The sequence below is a fragment of the Leisingera methylohalidivorans DSM 14336 genome, assembly GCF_000511355.1.
Lineage (GTDB): Bacteria > Pseudomonadota > Alphaproteobacteria > Rhodobacterales > Rhodobacteraceae > Leisingera > Leisingera methylohalidivorans.
In genome coordinates this window covers 798,262-813,912 of the sequence record NC_023135.1, presented here as the reverse complement: position 1 = coordinate 813,912, position 15,651 = coordinate 798,262, and the positions used below count along the sequence as shown (strand labels likewise).

Sequence of the window (15,651 nt, the reverse complement as noted above, 5' to 3'; positions counted from 1 at the left end):
CCCATGGGTAAAGTCATCTGCGCCGGGCTTGGCCCCGGGGATCCCGACCTGATGAGCGTCCGCTCGCACCGGCTGATCTCCGGCGCGCGCCACATCGCCTATTTCCGCAAAGCGGGCCGTCAGGGACAGGCCCGCGCCATTGTCGAGGGGATGCTGGCCGAGGGCGTCACCGAGCACGCGATGGAATACCCGGTCACCACCGAGATCCATTTCTCGGACCCCGAGTACAACCGGGTGCTGGGTGAGTTCTACGACCGGTGGGCCGACACCCTGGCCGAAATCGCGCAGGACGAAGACGTGGTGGTGCTGTGCGAGGGCGACCCGTTCCTCTATGGCTCTTACATGCATCTTTACACCCGCCTGCAGGGCCGCGCCGCGCAGGAGATCGTGCCCGGCATCACCGGCATGTCCGGCTGCTGGACCGCCTCCGGCCAGCCGATCACCTGGGGCGACGATGTGCTGACCGTGGCGATGGCCACCCTCAGCGAGGATGAGCTGGCCAAACGCGCCGCCGAGACGGACGCGCTGGTGGTGATGAAGATCGGCCGCAACCTGCCCAAGCTGCGCCGGGCGCTGGAGCGGGCGGGCCGCGCCGAAGACGCCTGGCTGGTCGAGCGCGGCACCATGCCGGGGCAGACCGTGCAGAAGCTTTCGGAGATCGACGGCGAAGTGCCTTATTTCTCCATCGTACTGGTTCACGGACAGGGACGCCGGCCATGAAACTATCGCAAAACGGTTGGGTTGTGATTGCCGGGCTTGGCCCCGGAAACGAGGCGCTGGTAACGCAGGAAGTGCGCGACGCCATTGAGGAAGCCACTGATATTGTTGGCTATATCCCCTATGTCAAACGCATCGAACCGCGTCAGGGGCTGACCCTGCATGCCACCGACAACCGGGTCGAGATCGACCGCGCCACCCATGCGCTGGAGATGGCTGCCGAGGGCAAGCGGGTTGTCGTGGTGTCCTCTGGCGATCCGGGCGTCTTTGCCATGGCCTCTGCCGTGTTTGAAGCGCTGGAAAGCAACACCGGAAGTAAACCGGAGTGGCTGGATCTGGAGATTCGCGTGCTGCCGGGCATCACCGCGATGCTCGCCGCCGCCGCTGCCATCGGCGCGCCGCTGGGGCATGATTTCGCGGCGATCAACCTCAGCGACAACCTGAAGCCCTGGAGCCTGATCGAAAAGCGCCTGCAGCTGGTTGGCGAAGCCGGTCTGGCAATGGCGTTCTACAACCCGCGCTCCAAGTCGCGGCCGCATCAGTTTGCCCGCGCGCTGGAAATCCTGCGCGAAGCCTGCGGCGCCGACACGCTGATCACCTTTGCCCGCGACGTGACCAAACCGGGACAGGAACTGCTGACGGTGCCGCTGAAGGACGCAACGCCCGAGATGGCCGACATGCGCACGGTAGTGATTGTCGGCAACCGCGGCACCCGGCGGGTCGGCAACTATGTCTATACCCCCCGCTACGCGGCTGAGGGTTAAGCAGCGGGATGGGACAGCCAGGCCATAACCGCTGCCACGCTGCCCTTGACGGGCCGTGCGGGCACCTGCGGCCTGCCGATCATGATGACCGGCAGGCCAAGGCTGCGCGCGGCAGTGAGTTTGGCCGCAGCGCCCGTGCCGCCGGCGTTCTTGGCAACCACATGGGTGATGCCGTGGCGCTGCATCAGCGCTGTGTCGCCCGCCGCGTCAAACGGGCCGCGGGCAATCTCAACCGTGGTATGCGGCAGCGGCAAATCCGCCTCGGGTTCGTCCACCAGCCGCAGCAGGTAATGGTGCTGGGGCTTGGCCGCGAACTGCGCCAGGCTCTGCTTGCCGATCGCCAGGAACACCCGGGCTGCCGCCCCGGGCAGGGCTTCGGCGGCTTCCTCTATGCTCTCCACATGCACCCATTGGTCGCCCTCCCCGGCCTGCCAGGCCGGGCGTTCAAGGGCGCAAACCGGCACCTCCGCCAATTCGCAGGCATGCACCGCATTGCGGCTCATCCGGGCGGCAAAGGGATGGGTTGCGTCCACCACATGGGTGATGCCCTCGGCTTGCAGGTAAGCGGCCAGTCCCTCGGCACCGCCAAAACCGCCGACGCGGGTGGGCAGCGGCTGACTGACGGGTTTGGCGGTGCGGCCCGCGTAGGAAAACACCGCATCCGCGCCGGTTTCAGCAAGGGTTTTGGCCAGCGCCGAGGCCTCGGTGGTGCCGCCCAGCAAGAGGATGCGTGTCATGTCTGATGGCCTTTCAAAGCACTGGCTGACGATAATCGGTCTGGGCGAAAATGGACTGGAAGGCCTGTGCGATGCAAGCCGGAAGGCATTGGCCGAAGCCGAAGTGATCTTTGGCGGACCGCGGCATCTGGAACTGGTGAATGCAAGCAGCAGGGGGCAGCCCTGGCCGGTGCCGTTTTCCATTGGTCCGGTGCTGGCAATGCGGGGCCGCAAGGTCGCCGTTCTGGCCTCTGGCGATCCGTTCTGGCATGGCGCCGGCGGGTCTCTGTCCCGGCATCTGGAGGCCGGAGAGTGGGTCTCGCACCCGGTGCCCTCCACCTTTGCGCTGGCGGCGAACCATCTGGCCTGGAAGCTGGAGGAAGTGCTGTGCCATGGCCTGCATGCGGCGCCTTATGCGCGGCTGCGCCCCGTTCTGGGCAACGGGACGCGCGCCATCTGCACAATGCGCGACGGGGCGGCGCCGGCGGAGCTGGCGGAATGGCTGGTGGCTGAAGGGTTCGGCCCCTCGCAGCTTACTGTAATGGAATGCCTCGGCGGGCCGCGCCAGCGGGTGCGCTCTGTCTGCGCTGAAGGGTTCAGCCTCCAGGACATTCAGGCGCCGGTTGCCGTGGCCGTTGAGGCTGCGGGCTGCAAGGGCCTGCCGCAAGCCCCGGGTCTGGCGGATGACCTTTTTGCCAGCGACGGGCAGATCACCAAACGGCCCATCCGGGCGCTGACGCTGTCGGCGCTGGCACCGCGCGCAGGCGAGCTGCTGTGGGATATCGGCGGCGGCTCCGGCTCGGTTTCGGTGGAATGGTGCCTTGCGGCCCCCGGCGCAAGGGCGATCGCATTCGAGCCGCGCGAAAGCCGGCTGCAGAACATCCGTGCCAATGCGGCGGGGTTTGGCCTGGATCACCGGATGACGGCGGTTCCGGGCAAGGCGCCGGACGTGCTGGTGGGCCATCCCCTGCCGGATTGCGTGTTCATCGGCGGCGGCGGGTCGAAGGATTTGCTGGACCATCTGTGGGAAATCCTGCCCGCAGGCACGCGGCTGGTTGCCAATGGTGTCACGCTGGAGACCGAGACCCTGCTGATGCAGGCCCATGCGGCGCGCGGCGGCCACCTGCTGAAGGCCGAGATCGCCGAAGCCGGCCCCCTTGGCTCCATGCGCGACTGGCGGCGGGCCCGGCCCGTCATTCAGTGGAGTGTCACCCGATGAAAGTGGCGGGCATCGGATTTCGCGCAGCCGCCACCGCAGCGGATTTGCAAGCGGCGCTGGCGCTGACCGGGGTTGAGGTGGATGCGCTGGCCTCCATCGCGGCGAAAGCGGAAGCGCCCGCGATGCAGGAATTTGCGCATAGCCTAGGCCTGCCGGTAGTTGCGCTGCAGGACCAGGAAATTGCCGGGGAGCAGACCCTCACCTGCTCGCCCCGGATCAAGGCGCGGTTCGGCACCGGGTCGCTGGCGGAAGCCGCGGCGCTGGCCGGAGCGCGGCACGGGGCACCGGGTGCCGGGGCGCGCCTTCTCGCCCCAAGAGTTGTCACCGCGGATGGGCTTGCCACCGCGGCCATAGCAGAAAGACTTGAGCCATGACTGTTCACTTCATTGGCGCCGGACCGGGCGCTGCCGACCTTCTGACTCTGCGCGGGCGCGATATCCTCGCGGCCTGCCCGGTGTGCCTTTATGCCGGCTCGCTGGTGCCGGAGGAAATCCTCAGCCACTGCCCGGCGGACGCCAAAGTGGTGAACACCGCGGCGATGGATCTTGAGGCCATCGTGGGTGAAATCAAGGCGGCGTATGAGGCCGGCCAGGACGTGGCACGGCTGCATTCGGGCGATCTTTCGGTGTGGTCGGCAATGGGCGAGCAGATCCGCCGCCTGAAGGCCGAGGGCATCCCGGTGAGCGTCACCCCCGGCGTTCCTTCCTTTGCTGCTGCTGCGGCTGCGTTGGGGACCGAGCTGACGCTGCCCGGACTGGGGCAATCGGTGGTGCTGACCCGCACGCCGGGGCGCGCGTCCTCGATGCCAGCGGGTGAGTCGCTGGAAAATTTCGCCAAAACCGGCACCACGCTGGCGATCCACCTGTCGATCGGCAATCTGGATCATGTGGTGGACAGCCTGACGCCGCATTACGGCGCCGACTGCCCGGTCGCCGTGGTTTACCGCGCCAGCTGGCCGGATCAGCAGATCATCCGGGCGACTCTGAACACCCTGAAGGCATCGCTGGACGAGAAGATCTCCCGCACCGCGCTGATTCTGGTGGGTCCGGTGCTGAAGGGCGAAGGCTTTGACGAAAGCTGCCTTTATTCGACTGAGTACGACCGCCGCTACCGGCCGCAAAGCGCTGACAGCCCGTGGTCGAGCTGGAGCCATGGGGACGATTGAGGGGAAGATTGAGCTGATGACTGATATGAACCCTCCCGGACTGATGATCTCGGCGCCCTCTTCGGGCACCGGCAAGACCACCGTGATGCTGGGCCTTCTGCGCGCCCTGGCCGAGGACGGGCTGGCGGTGCAGCCCTACAAGAGCGGGCCGGACTACATAGACCCGGCCTTTCACCTGGCCGCTGCCGGGCGTCCGAGCTTCAACCTCGACACCTGGGCGATGGATGCACAGCTGCTGGATGCGGTCACAGGTCAGGCGGCAGGCGCGGAAATCTGCATCGGCGAAGGCTCGATGGGGCTGTATGACGGTGTGGCAACGCGCGGGCAGTCGGGTTTTGGCTCCTCTGCCGAGACCGCCAAACGCATGGGCTGGCCGGTAGTGCTGGTGGTTGACGTGGGCGGTCAGGCGCAATCAGCTGCCGCCACAGCATTGGGGTTCAAGAATTATGACACCGATGTGCCCTTTGCCGGCGTCATCCTGAACCGGGTGGCCAGCCCGCGGCATGAGCGGCTGACCCGGCTGGGAATGGAGAAGGCAGGGATCAAGGTGCTGGGCTCCCTGCCCCGTCGCGGCGACCTGACCCTGCCGGAACGGCATCTGGGCCTGATCCAGGCGGTGGAGCATCCCGATCTGGAAGCCGCGATTGCCGGCTACGCGGCCTTCCTGCGCGAGAATGTGGATCTGGAGGCGATCAAATCCGCGGCGCTGGCGGGGGCTGCCCCGGCCGCGGCAAAGCTGCCCTTGCCCCCGGCCCAGCGGATTGCCTTGGCGCGGGATGCGGCGTTTTCCTTTACCTACCCGCATCTGCTGACCGGCTGGCGCGCGGCGGGGGCAGAGATTCTGCCGTTCTCGCCGCTGGCGGATGAAGCGCCTGCTGCGGATGCCGACCTGGTCTGGCTGCCCGGCGGCTACCCGGAACTGCATGGCGGCGCGCTGGCGGCGGCGGAGAGCTTCCGCGCGGGGCTTCGCAAACATGCCGAGACCAAACCGGTGCATGGCGAATGCGGCGGCTACATGGCCCTGGGCGAAGCGCTGATCGACAAGGACGGCAACCGACACCGGATGGCCGGGCTGCTGGGGCTGGTGACCTCATACGAGAAGCGTAAGTTCCACCTTGGCTACCGCCGCGCCATTCTGCAGGCAAACATGCCTGGGTTTGCGGCCGGCACCGCACTGCGCGGCCATGAGTTCCACTATTCCACCATTCTGGAAGAACCCGACGCGCCCTTGGCCAATGTCATGGACGCCGACGGCGGGCCGGTGCCCGAGACCGGCTCGGTCAAGGGCCATGTGACCGGCACGTTTTTCCATCTGATCACCGGAGAGCAGGCATGAGCGGCTTTGTCAGCTTTGTGTCCTCAGGACCCGGCGACCCGGAGCTGCTGACCGTCAAGGCCGTGAAACGGCTGGAGGCGGCGGATGCGGTGCTGTTTGACGATCTGTCCTCGGGGCCGATCCTGAGCCACGCCCGTGAGGACGCCGATCTGGTCGGCGTCGGCAAGCGGGCGGGCCGCCCCTCGCCCAAGCAGGACCATGTGAGCCGGCTATTGGTGGATTATGCCCGGAGCGGCCTCAATGTGGTGCGGCTGAAGTCGGGCGACTCAGGCGTGTTCGGGCGGCTTGAGGAAGAGATGACAGCCCTGCGCGACGCCGGCATCAAGTTTGAGATCGTCCCCGGTGTGACCGCAGCCTCAGCGGCGGCGGCGGCGGCGAATATTCCGCTGACCCGGCGGCTGACCGCGCGGCGGCTGCAATATATCACCGGCCATGACGTGACCGGCGGCCTGCCGGACAATCTGAACATGGCGGCGCTGGCGGACGCAGATGCAACCACGGTTGTCTACATGGGCAAGCGCACCTTCGCGGGCCTGTCTGAAAAGCTGATGGAGGCCGGCCTGCCGGAGAGCACGCCCGCACTGGTGGCACTGGGGGTTTCAACCCCGGAACAGTCGCTGCACCGCCATACCGTGGGCGAACTGCCCCGCCTGCTGCGGGAGATGGAAACCACCGCGCCGGTGCTGATCCTGTACGGCCCGCTGGCGGAGCCGGACCTGCCCGGCGCATGAGCCTGCCCACCCTCACCCTGTGCCGCACCTGCCGCGACGCGGACCCTGCCCTGTTCGGGCAGGTCCGTGCAGCGCTGGAAGCGGCGGGGGTAAAGGCGCAGCTGCAGCAGGTGGATTGCATGTCCGGCTGCAAACAGCCGCAGACGCTGGCGGTGCGCCAATGCGGTAAGACCGCCTATCTGTTCGGCGGGATCACGGCAGAGGATCTGCCGGATGTACTGACCTTCCTGCGGATGTATGAGGGCAGCCGGGATGGCAATTTCGCCGATGCCCGGCCGCTGGGAAACTTGCGGTTTAAGGCGGTTGCCCGGATCCCGGCGGATCTGGACTAGCCCGCCTGCGGCGGGCCCCGGCAAAATCCCTGCGCGGCACTTTGGCCGGAAAATTTGAACTTTCCGGCTGCGGCTGCGGCAGCTGTCCTGCGCCCTGAATCTTGCCCCGCATGACGCTGCAGAGCGCAAACTTGGCGGTTTCTTCCTTGACCGGGCGCATCCCCGCAGGGCAGAACAATCCAATACGGTGTCTGATAGTGCCTAAGCACTGGGACTGAAACGGGAATGAGGACGGTGGACCAAATCGCGGCACCGAAGCCTCAACCGCCCCCGCGACTGTGAGCGGCGAGCGGCCTTCCAATATCCACTGGCGTGAAGGCGCCGGGAAGGAGGAAGGCAGCAGCGACCCGCGAGTCAGGAGACCGGCCGTGTAACGGACGTAACTTATACCGTCGGGTGTGACGGTAAGGAGGACTACAAATGACGACCAATACGCTTAAGGCTTCTGCCGCCGGCACCAGTGTACTTCCGGCTCTGTTTGCCGTGGTTCTGGGGCTGGGGATCATCACGCTGACCGGCCATGTCCAGGCTTCTGCCCTGCATGACGCCGCGCATGACGTGCGCCACGCCACCGGCTTCCCCTGCCACTAAGGCCATGTTCAGTCGCATTCTGACCAGCGGCTTGTTCGCTGGCGCTGCAGCAGGGTTGATTACCGCCCTGCTGCAGCTTTATTTCGTGCAGCCCGTGCTGCTCCACGCCGAGCTGTATGAGAGCGGCGCGCTGGTGCATTTCGGCGCTGACCCCGTCACCGCCCACCCCGCCCTGCCCGGCCTGTTTGCCGAGCCGGTGCGCGATGGTCTGAGCATCATCTTCACCATGCTGACCTATACCGGCTATGCGCTGGTGATGGCGGCGCTGATGTCTGTGGCTGAGCGCCAGGGGCACGAGATCAACGCGCGCACCGGCCTGTTGTGGGGGCTGGCGGGGTTCATCACCTTCCACTTTGCGCCAGGCCTGTCGCTGGCGCCGGAGGTGCCGGGTGTGGCTGCTGCCGACGTCGGCGTGCGCCAGATCTGGTGGGCAGTGACGGTGGCTGCGGCCGGTGTCGCCATGTGGCTGATTGCCTTTGGCGGCAACGCGGCAAGCTACCTGATCGCAGCCCTGCTGCTGATGGGGCCGCATATCGTCGGCGCGCCCGAGCCGGAGACGTTCTCGGGCCCGGTGCCGACCGAGATCGGCGCGTTGTTTGCCGCCCGCGCCTTTGGCATCGGCATGGCCGCCTGGGTGCTTTTGGGCAGCTTCGCCGGTTATTTCTGGCAGGCCGAAGGCAAGCGCGCAGCCGCCGCAGCCTGATCCCGCCCGATCTGATCCCCGCCGGCCGGAACCGGCGGGGACAGTCTTTTTCCGAGGATAACACGATGCCCCGCTCACTTGCTCTTTTTGCCATCGGCCTGATTTTCGGCGGCGGCGCCGGCTTTGTGACCGCTGCCGGCAACGGGATCACCTTTGACGGCCATGACCACGGCGACCCGGCGCATCACGACGGCGGCCAGGCCGGCGCCATCGGCCATGACCACGCAGCCGCTGTCGACCTGCCCGCAGGCAGCGATGCACCGGCTGTGGCGATCCGGCTGATCAAGGACCCGTTGGCCGGATGGAACCTGCAGGCGACGCCGCAGAATTTCCGCTTTGCGCCGGAACACGCCTCTGCCGCTGACGTGCCCGGCGAGGGCCATGCGCATGTCTACGTGAACGGCGAAAAACTGGGCCGCTTGTATGCGGGCTGGATGCATATCCCGTCGCTGCCCGAAGGCGCCGAAGTGAAAGTGTCGCTGAACACCAACAGCCACAGCCCGCTGCTGGTTGCAGGCGAACCGGTTGAAGCCAAAACCACCGCGCCTGCTGACAGCGAAGGCTCCTGACCGCAACTGCAGGCTTGCAAGAACTCCAGCACGGCCCCATAGGGGGCCGTGTTTTCATGTGAAAGGCCCCGTCATGATTGAGCTTTGCCTGATCGGCATCGGCACCGGAAACCCGCAGCACATGACGCTGCAGGCAATCGAAGCGCTGAACGCGCAGGACCTGATCCTGATCCCCAACAAAGGCGCGGGAAAGGACGATCTGGCCGGCCTCAGGCGCGCGCTCTGCACCCGGGCGATCCAGGGGGACGGCCCGAAGATCGTCGAATTCGCCCTGCCCGTGCGCGACGAGGCCACCAAAAGCTACCGCAAACGGGTGGACGACTGGCACGACGCCATCGCGGAAATCTGGTGGCAGAACATCACCGAAAACCTGCCCGCGGGCGGCAAGGCCGGGTTTCTGGTCTGGGGCGACCCGTCGCTGTACGACAGCACCATGCGGATTGCCGAGCGGCTGAAGAAACTGGCGGAGATCAAGCTGACAGTGATCCCCGGCATCACCTCGGTCCAGGCGCTGACTGCGGCCCACGCGATCCCGATCAATGAAATCGGCGCGCCGTTCACCATCACCACCGGGCGGCGCTTGCGTGAAAACGGCTGGCCGGACAGTGCCGATACGCTGGTGATCATGCTGGACGGGGACTGCTCGTTTCAATGCATTGAGGCGCAGGGGGTCGAGATCTTCTGGACCGCCTATGCAGGCATGGAGAACCAGATTTCCGTAGCAGGCCCGCTGGCGGACGTTACGGACCAGATCATTGAAACCCGCGCCAAGGCACGGGCCGAGCACGGCTGGATCATGGACATCTACCTGCTGCGGCGGCGCTAAAACGACCTGCCGCCGGGAGCGCCTGGCACGCGGATGAACGCGCTGCTAGCCGGAAACGGCGTCATCTCCCGCAATATGATCGACGCTATGGCCTTCTGCCCGCCGCTGGCCGTCAGCCTTGCAGAGATCGACGAAATGACCGGCTTCGTGGCCAAAAGCCTGGATCAGCTGGCAGCGAATGTCTGACCGGGAGCGCCATAAATGACCTTCCAGAACTTCATTGACGGCCAGTGACCGGACGGTCCAGGCCAGTCTGAAAACGTGAACCCACCGGATCCAACCGATATAGTGGGCCACTACGCATCTGCCGATGCGCAGCAAGCCAAAGACGCGATCCAGGCGGCCCGTGCCGACCTGCCCGCCTCGCGGGACGCCCCCCGCAGCAGCGTGCGGATGCGCTGGATTTCATCGGCACCGATTTGCTGGCGCGCCGCGCTGATCTGGGCCGGCGGCTCTCGCGCGAGGAAGGCAAGATCCTGGCCGAGGGCGTCGGCGAGGCCACCCGCGCGGCCCAGGTTTTCAAATTCTACGCCCAGGAGGCCCTGCGCAACGCCGGCAGCCACATCCAGCCGGTGCGTCCCGGTATCCATGTGGATGTCCGCTACAAGCCGGTCGGCGTGGTGGGGTTGATCACGCCGTGGAATTTCCCGGTTGCAATCCCCGCCTGGAAATCCGCCCCGGGCCGTGGCCTATGGCAACACCGTGGTGCTGGATGATGCCGACCTAGAAAACGCGGTGTCCTGCGCAATTGGCGGATCGGTTGTCTCAACCAGCCAGCGCTGCACCTCCAGCACCCGCATCATTGCCACTCCAGGCATTCACGACCAGCTGCTGGAGGCAATGACCGCAAGCTGCCGCGCGCTCCGGGCCGGCCAGGCCCTGGAAGAGACCAGCGATCTTGGCCCGGTGGTCGATGCCCACCAGATGGAGGTCAATCAAAAGTATATCGAGATCGCCCGCCAGGAAGGGGCGGAAATCATGTGCGGCGGCGAGCAGCTGGAGCTGGCGCACAAGGGCCATTACATGGCCCCCGCGGTCGTCGGCCAGGCCAGCAACAGCATGCGCCACCTCCGCGAAGAGATTTTCGGCCCCGTCGTCAGCGTCCTGAAAGCGGAAGGTTATGATCACGCGCTGGCACTGGCCAATGACAGCGATCTGGCGCTGTCTTCGGGCATCTGCAGCAAATCCCTGCGCTACGCGGAAGATTTCAAGAACCGCTCCGAGTCCGGCATGGTCATGGTCAATCTGCCGACTGCTGGCGTGGACTATCATGCCCCTTCGGCGGGCGGAAATCTTCAAGTTTTTACTCGCGGGAACAAGGAACCGCCGCACGGCAGTTCCTTACCTCCAGCAAGACCTTTTACACCTTGCCCTTTTCATAGGCTAGGGTCTGGGCTTCGGTAACGGGGCGCCCCAGTCAAGCGGTTTTTAGCATGTATTTTTATCCGTCAAGGACGTGCTGTCGGTTCTATTCTAGGTCATGCCCCACGGAGAGGCGTAATTCCGGGTAGCGCCCTTGATGGCGCACTCCTTTTTCACGGCCATTCTGGTCATGTTTGATCCCACGGTTTGATGGTGCGATCCTTTCTCAGGCTTGGAAGGAAGCATTACGAGGCCAGTTCGTCACCGGAGCACCACGTACCGTTGACCGACAGGGTATGCCTGCATGCCCGAGAGGGGCGCACGCCGTCAAAGCAGCAATACAGCGATCCCCTGTCCGGCAGGGCATTGCGCAGCAATGTTCCGAGAAGGACATGCTTCGCTCTCGCAGCTGAGCCAAGAGCTGGGCATCAACCCCAAGACAGTGGCCAAGACGGTGGCCAAGACGGTGGCCAAATGGCGCAAGCGTGCGACGGTCGAAAACTTGAAGACCGGGCCGAAGGAGCCGCGTTCGACCGTTCTCACCGAAGCTGAGAAGGCAAGGATCGTCGCAATCCGGCGGCACAGGCCACTGCCGCTGGATGATTGCCTCTATGCCCATAAGCCATCTATTCCGCATCTGACACGGTCGGCGCTCCATCGTTGCCTGCAGCGGCATGGGATCTCGCGTTTTCCGGATGTCGAGGGTGACAAGCCAAAGCGACAGCAGTTCAAACGCTATCCTATCGGTTTTTTTCACGTCGGCATCGCGGAGGTGCGAACCACCGAGGGCAAGCTGTATCTCTTTGCTGGCATTGACCGGCCAGCAAATTTTGCAGTCACGCAACTCGTGAACAAGGCCGATCGTAAGACCGCGTGGGAGTTCCTTGAGCATCGGCTCAAGGCGGTCCCCTATCGCATCCCGGCGGCTTCATGGCTGCCTGCAACTTTGCCCGCAGACTCAAAACTTTCAGCGGCCTGGCGCCCTGCGAATACATCTGCAAAATCCGGACTTCAGAGCCAGATCATTTCATCAGCAATCCGATCCGCCAGATGCCGGGACTGAACACCTAAGCGCTGGCGCCAAGGGGACGATATCTCCTGAAACCGGAGCATTCTCTCTCTCCGCAACATATGACGCGGGAGCAACCCGAGGGCACTTTGGCATTGAAGCCCTGATCGAGTTTACGTTCAGGCTGATGTTGGATAGAGATGCGCCACTTTCAATTGTGCGGCGTCCGAATTTCTAACGGTTCTGTATTCGGATCGCTAGCAGTGCAACCCTGGCTGCGGCCCAAGCCGAACAACTTGCGGCGCACATCTGTTATCTGCAATCCATGCCTGATTTGAATTTTGCGAATGTGTTGAGCGCGGTGATGCATGTTCTTGTTTCTGAATGGTTCTGCAAAGCCTTGCTGTGCGATGGCTCCTATTGCCCGTAGCGTTGCCCGTTCCTGTGATGTTTTCATAAAGTTACTGGTAAGGTTGGGTGCGTTTGGGTAGCGTGCCGGGCAATGAACAGGCCCACCGCACAGCGACCAGCATGGCCGCGAAAAAGGGGGGCCTGGTCGCATGATCGGTCGAACCAAGGGCGGTATGAACACCAAGTTGCATGCCATCTGCGACAGCTAGGGCCGACCTCTCAACCTGTTCGTGACCGCCGGGCAGGTCAGCGATTATATCGGAGCGCGGGCGCTGCTCAGCAGCCTCCCGAACGTCGATTGGTTGCTCGGGGATCGGGGTTATGACGCCGATTGGTTCCGAGAGGCGTTGCAAGACAAAGGAATACGCGCCTGCATCCCCGGCCGAAAGCAACGCAAGATCCCGGTCAAATACGACAAGCGCCGGTACAAGCGGCGAAATCGCATCGAGATCATGTTCGGCAGGCTCAAGGATTGGCGGCGTGTGGCGACCCGCTATGACCGTTGTCCGAAAGTCTTCCTCTCAGCCATCGCCCTCGCAGCAACCGTCATCTACTGGTTATGAATCCTGACCCTACTTCACCTCCCGCCCTCGCAAAAACTTAAAAAATCCACTATAAGAGAGTTTTCACAGTACCAAGAAGAAATATTGGAAATACTATCTGTTACATGATTATCCAGCACCTCTAGATTACCCCCATTCAAGAAATGCAACGCCACCCCCCTATCAAAACCAGAACGCTCATAATCCCCCCTGCAGAAAGAATCAAAGACTTCCAAATTAGTAGTCACATTGAAAAAACCTTCCGTGAAAAACACTCCACCTGAATTTACTTGGTAAGTTTCCGCCCCCCTCGCGGCTTCACTTGGAAGAGCCCCATAGTACCAAGCCATTCCATTTCCAGTTTCGTCGAGCTCAAGAGAATATAGAACACAGGATTCAAAACGATCAAAAACTACTTTCCGCAGAGATCTCACCCAGTTCTCAACATACTCCTGACTTTTCAAAGTCGACACACATGACTCGAATTTTAGCTCCGTGTCATCGATTCGAAAATAACCGCGACGAGGCTCAATGCCCTTCGCGACCATTCGATTGAAGTCAATAAAAAACACCACTAGCCTCCAATCCTCCTCATGTCTTTGTCAAAAGTTCCTATCCGATTCCCCCTTCTATTAAAGCCCTTAAATGCTGCGTTACCGAGATGGTTATCAAGGTCTCTCGAATAGAAATTCCTACCATCTGTGAACATTTCTCTTGCCTTGGTCGCTTTTTCTACTCGGGGCGGAACGCCCTTCACGGGGGTCAAGCCATTTTTCTCAGCGTATTCTCTAGGGTCAGGATGCATTGATTTCCGCCGCACTGCGTGAATCACGGCTCGGAAAATGGAGCTGTGACATGAGTGATCTTTTCTGGCTGACCGACGCGCAGATGACCAAGCTCGCCCCTTTTTTCCCGAAGTCGCATGGCAAGCCTCGGGTCGATGACAAGCGGGTGCTGAGCGGGATTATCTTCATAAATCGCAATGGGTTACGTTGGCGCGATGCTCCGAAGGAATATGGCCATCACAAGACGCTGTAAAACCGCTGGAAGCGGTGGAGCGACAAGGGCATCTTTGCACGGATGATGGCCGGTCTGGCCGCCGACCACGGCGAGCAGAAGACCGTTATGATCGATGCGACATACCTGAAGGCACACCGCACCGCGACCAGCATGGGCGTCAAAAAGGGGGGCGTGGACGCCTGATTGGTCGAACGAAGGGCGGCATGAACACCAAACTGCATGCCATCTGCGACAGCCAGGGCCGACCTCTCAACCTGTTCATCACTGCTGGTCAGCTCAGCGACTATATCGGAGAGCGGGCGCTGCTCAGCGGCCTGCCGAACGTCAATTGGCTGCTCGGGGATCGCGGCTATGACGCTGATTGGTTCAGAGAAGCGTTGCAGGACAAGGGGATACGCGCCTGCATCCCCGGCCGAAAGCAACGCAAGATCCCGGTCAAATACGACAAGCGCCGGTACAAGCGGCGAAATCGCATCGAGATCATGTTCGGCAGACTGAAGGATTGGCGGCGTGTGGCGACCCGATACGACAGATGCCCGAAGGTCTTCCTCTCAGCCATCGCCCTCGCCGCACTCGTCATTTACTGGCTATGAGTCCTGACCCTAGTGAAACTGTAGCCCTAACTGTACCTGCGCTACCTTGTAGCGAAACTGTAATTCCAAATGGCTCAACCCCCGGCAGCTTCCCATCCCCCAACCCGAAGTCCGGCCCACGTGTCCCAGGCACGCCATGAACAGCATCTGCCACAATCTATCCTTTCTTTAAATTTTTTTATAAAATTATGGAGTTTAAAAAAAATCTGAATGCACTTCATACAAGCTTCGCAAGATCTTTACGGGGCAAGAGAACGTATTATCTCTTAGTTGATTTCGGCAAAAAGCCGATACACGCAAGAGTAAAAAGACTTCACTCCTGTCGACAAAGCGTTCAACTTGACCATCTGCCGTCTGACTTGGAAAATCCAACGTAGTTGTTCCGGGGTAAATACCAAATGAGGCCGGGGTCATGAAATCGATACACTCTCGTTGGTGAGCCCGAGAAGCGTTGGTATCAATAACTTGCACAAAAGCAATAATTTCATTTCCATCAGTTGCAACCCAATCCCCAAAGCAACCCACACCTCGCCTCGGAATTCCACTGTTCAATTTTTCACCGATTTCCGGAAGCACATCAGCTGCCTCAAACGGAAGATCATCGAATGAAACACTGCTCTTCTTCCCCAAAGTGTCTCCTCCGATATTATCAAACACAATAAGGAAGTTAGAGTTAGCGTTCAAAGATGTACTGGAAGATGGTTGATTTCTAATACCGTCACTAACGCGCATTTTCACACCCGCACTCTCAGAGAGGATTTTCAGCAAAGAAGTGGCGTAAAACGCACTTCCCTCAGCGCTCTTGCCAATAATGCCTAGTGTGATCTCTCCACCCCAATAGCTCAAAGTTTTGACCTCAGGGTTTTGACGGGTATACCTAGCTGCGGGATTTGAAAGCTCTAACGGGATATCTTCTGCGGCGGCCATCCCTGCCACCAGCCCCAAGCAAAAGGTAACCACTCCTCGCATGGTAGTGTTCATTACTATTACTTCCTGTTTTGAGATGTTGATTGAAGTTTTTCAATCCTGTTGACAGGTAGAAGGT

General features: G+C 62.1%; 18 protein-coding genes, 3 pseudogenes and 1 riboswitch. Of the genes and pseudogenes, 18 read left to right on the top strand and 3 right to left on the bottom strand.

Annotation, left to right across the window (positions count from 1 at the left end):
• Positions 1 to 3: 3 nt before the first annotated feature.
• Both METH_RS04085 and cobJ read left to right on the top strand, forming a co-directional pair.
• A complete protein-coding gene (locus METH_RS04085; RefSeq protein WP_024089144.1) occupies positions 4 to 720 on the top strand; it encodes a precorrin-2 C(20)-methyltransferase in 717 nt (238 codons plus the stop codon).
• A complete protein-coding gene (gene cobJ, locus METH_RS04080) occupies positions 717 to 1,481 on the top strand; it encodes a precorrin-3B C(17)-methyltransferase (RefSeq protein ID WP_024089143.1) in 765 nt (254 codons plus the stop codon). The genes METH_RS04085 and cobJ overlap by 4 nt, the downstream gene beginning before the upstream one ends.
• Here the strand turns inward: cobJ and METH_RS04075 are convergent.
• Complete coding sequence (locus METH_RS04075) at positions 1,478 to 2,218, bottom strand: cobalt-precorrin-6A reductase (protein WP_024089142.1); 741 nt, start codon at positions 2,216 to 2,218, stop codon at positions 1,478 to 1,480. The two genes, cobJ and METH_RS04075, sit on opposite strands and share 4 nt — an antisense overlap.
• On the opposite strand from METH_RS04075, the gene METH_RS04070 reads away from it, so the two are divergent.
• From METH_RS04070 to METH_RS04015, 15 genes and pseudogenes are all read left to right on the top strand, one after another.
• The gene (locus METH_RS04070) at positions 2,217 to 3,416 is read left to right on the top strand and encodes a bifunctional cobalt-precorrin-7 (C(5))-methyltransferase/cobalt-precorrin-6B (C(15))-methyltransferase (RefSeq protein WP_024089141.1); all 1,200 of its coding nucleotides are present in this window, start codon (positions 2,217 to 2,219) and stop codon (positions 3,414 to 3,416) included. The two genes, METH_RS04075 and METH_RS04070, sit on opposite strands and share 2 nt — an antisense overlap.
• Positions 3,413 to 3,790 carry a cobalamin biosynthesis protein gene (locus METH_RS04065; protein ID WP_024089140.1) on the top strand — a complete coding sequence of 126 codons (378 nt, stop codon included), beginning with the start codon at positions 3,413 to 3,415 and terminating at the stop codon, positions 3,788 to 3,790. Before METH_RS04070 ends, METH_RS04065 begins: the two co-directional genes overlap by 4 nt.
• Positions 3,787 to 4,581 (top strand): precorrin-4 C(11)-methyltransferase, encoded by a 795-nt coding sequence (gene cobM, locus METH_RS04060; protein WP_024089139.1) that lies wholly within the window; start codon positions 3,787 to 3,789, stop codon positions 4,579 to 4,581. The genes METH_RS04065 and cobM overlap by 4 nt, the downstream gene beginning before the upstream one ends.
• Positions 4,582 to 4,597: 16 nt before the next feature.
• Entirely contained in the window at positions 4,598 to 5,917 is a 1,320-nt protein-coding gene (locus METH_RS04055; protein WP_024089138.1) for a cobyrinic acid a,c-diamide synthase CobB, read from the top strand.
• Complete coding sequence (gene cobA / locus METH_RS04050) at positions 5,914 to 6,648, top strand: uroporphyrinogen-III C-methyltransferase (protein ID WP_024089137.1); 735 nt, start codon at positions 5,914 to 5,916, stop codon at positions 6,646 to 6,648. Before METH_RS04055 ends, cobA begins: the two co-directional genes overlap by 4 nt.
• Positions 6,645 to 6,980, top strand: a complete 336-nt coding sequence (locus METH_RS04045; protein WP_024089136.1) for a DUF1636 family protein — start codon at positions 6,645 to 6,647, stop codon at positions 6,978 to 6,980. Before cobA ends, METH_RS04045 begins: the two co-directional genes overlap by 4 nt.
• A gap of 170 nt (positions 6,981 to 7,150) precedes the next feature.
• A riboswitch (cobalamin riboswitch) is annotated at positions 7,151 to 7,365 on the top strand.
• Between the two features lie 35 nt (positions 7,366 to 7,400).
• Entirely contained in the window at positions 7,401 to 7,571 is a 171-nt protein-coding gene (locus METH_RS22985) for a CbtB domain-containing protein (protein WP_024089135.1), read from the top strand.
• A gap of 4 nt (positions 7,572 to 7,575) precedes the next feature.
• Positions 7,576 to 8,274: a CbtA family protein gene (locus tag METH_RS04040; RefSeq protein WP_024089134.1), complete on the top strand. Its 699-nt coding sequence runs from the start codon at positions 7,576 to 7,578 to the stop codon at positions 8,272 to 8,274.
• Positions 8,275 to 8,339: 65 nt separating this feature from the next.
• The gene (locus METH_RS04035; RefSeq protein WP_024089133.1) at positions 8,340 to 8,843 is read left to right on the top strand and encodes a hypothetical protein; all 504 of its coding nucleotides are present in this window, start codon (positions 8,340 to 8,342) and stop codon (positions 8,841 to 8,843) included.
• 73 nt (positions 8,844 to 8,916) lie between these two features.
• Positions 8,917 to 9,669, top strand: coding sequence for a precorrin-6A synthase (deacetylating) (gene cobF / locus METH_RS04030; protein WP_024089132.1), 753 nt, complete (start codon positions 8,917 to 8,919; stop codon positions 9,667 to 9,669).
• Positions 9,670 to 9,702: 33 nt separating this feature from the next.
• Positions 9,703 to 9,855, top strand: a complete 153-nt coding sequence (locus tag METH_RS23770; protein WP_024089131.1) for a hypothetical protein — start codon at positions 9,703 to 9,705, stop codon at positions 9,853 to 9,855.
• Between the two features lie 233 nt (positions 9,856 to 10,088).
• Complete coding sequence (locus METH_RS24670) at positions 10,089 to 10,385, top strand: aldehyde dehydrogenase family protein (protein ID WP_052348662.1); 297 nt, start codon at positions 10,089 to 10,091, stop codon at positions 10,383 to 10,385.
• Positions 10,354 to 11,073, top strand: a complete 720-nt coding sequence (locus METH_RS24665; RefSeq protein ID WP_052348661.1) for an aldehyde dehydrogenase family protein — start codon at positions 10,354 to 10,356, stop codon at positions 11,071 to 11,073. Before METH_RS24670 ends, METH_RS24665 begins: the two co-directional genes overlap by 32 nt.
• 334 nt (positions 11,074 to 11,407) lie before the next feature.
• Positions 11,408 to 12,102 (top strand): annotated as a pseudogene (locus METH_RS04020) (transposase family protein).
• 445 nt (positions 12,103 to 12,547) lie between these two features.
• Positions 12,548 to 13,014 (top strand): annotated as a pseudogene (locus tag METH_RS04015) (IS5 family transposase); the annotation flags it as partial.
• Between the two features lie 14 nt (positions 13,015 to 13,028).
• Here METH_RS04015 and METH_RS23765 read toward each other — a convergent pair.
• Positions 13,029 to 13,565, bottom strand: a complete 537-nt coding sequence (locus METH_RS23765; protein WP_156927441.1) for a hypothetical protein — start codon at positions 13,563 to 13,565, stop codon at positions 13,029 to 13,031.
• Positions 13,566 to 13,848: 283 nt separating this feature from the next.
• Between METH_RS23765 and METH_RS22975 the strand changes: the two are divergent.
• Positions 13,849 to 14,606, top strand: a pseudogene (locus tag METH_RS22975) (IS5 family transposase).
• Positions 14,607 to 14,801: 195 nt separating this feature from the next.
• On the opposite strand, the gene METH_RS23760 reads toward METH_RS22975, so the two are convergent.
• A complete protein-coding gene (locus tag METH_RS23760; RefSeq protein WP_156927440.1) occupies positions 14,802 to 15,587 on the bottom strand; it encodes a hypothetical protein in 786 nt (261 codons plus the stop codon).
• Positions 15,588 to 15,651: the final 64 nt, after the last annotated feature.

What these genes read in the sequence shown, in the direction of transcription:
- METH_RS04040 (WP_024089134.1), top strand. Translation starts at nt 7,576, where the DNA reads ATGTTCAGTCGCATTCTGACCAGCGGCTTGTTCGCTGGCGCTGCAGCA.
- cobJ (WP_024089143.1), top strand. Translation starts at nt 717, where the DNA reads ATGAAACTATCGCAAAACGGTTGGGTTGTGATTGCCGGGCTTGGCCCC.
- METH_RS04085 (WP_024089144.1), top strand. Translation starts at nt 4, where the DNA reads ATGGGTAAAGTCATCTGCGCCGGGCTTGGCCCCGGGGATCCCGACCTG.
- METH_RS04065 (WP_024089140.1), top strand. Translation starts at nt 3,413, where the DNA reads ATGAAAGTGGCGGGCATCGGATTTCGCGCAGCCGCCACCGCAGCGGAT.
- METH_RS04045 (WP_024089136.1), top strand. Translation starts at nt 6,645, where the DNA reads ATGAGCCTGCCCACCCTCACCCTGTGCCGCACCTGCCGCGACGCGGAC.
- METH_RS04055 (WP_024089138.1), top strand. Translation starts at nt 4,598, where the DNA reads ATGACTGATATGAACCCTCCCGGACTGATGATCTCGGCGCCCTCTTCG.
- cobM (WP_024089139.1), top strand. Translation starts at nt 3,787, where the DNA reads ATGACTGTTCACTTCATTGGCGCCGGACCGGGCGCTGCCGACCTTCTG.
- METH_RS23770 (WP_024089131.1), top strand. Translation starts at nt 9,703, where the DNA reads ATGAACGCGCTGCTAGCCGGAAACGGCGTCATCTCCCGCAATATGATC.
- METH_RS23760 (WP_156927440.1), bottom strand. Translation starts at nt 15,587, where the DNA reads ATGAACACTACCATGCGAGGAGTGGTTACCTTTTGCTTGGGGCTGGTG.
- METH_RS04070 (WP_024089141.1), top strand. Translation starts at nt 2,217, where the DNA reads ATGTCTGATGGCCTTTCAAAGCACTGGCTGACGATAATCGGTCTGGGC.
- METH_RS22985 (WP_024089135.1), top strand. Translation starts at nt 7,401, where the DNA reads ATGACGACCAATACGCTTAAGGCTTCTGCCGCCGGCACCAGTGTACTT.
- METH_RS04075 (WP_024089142.1), bottom strand. Translation starts at nt 2,218, where the DNA reads ATGACACGCATCCTCTTGCTGGGCGGCACCACCGAGGCCTCGGCGCTG.
- cobA (WP_024089137.1), top strand. Translation starts at nt 5,914, where the DNA reads ATGAGCGGCTTTGTCAGCTTTGTGTCCTCAGGACCCGGCGACCCGGAG.
- cobF (WP_024089132.1), top strand. Translation starts at nt 8,917, where the DNA reads ATGATTGAGCTTTGCCTGATCGGCATCGGCACCGGAAACCCGCAGCAC.
- METH_RS04035 (WP_024089133.1), top strand. Translation starts at nt 8,340, where the DNA reads ATGCCCCGCTCACTTGCTCTTTTTGCCATCGGCCTGATTTTCGGCGGC.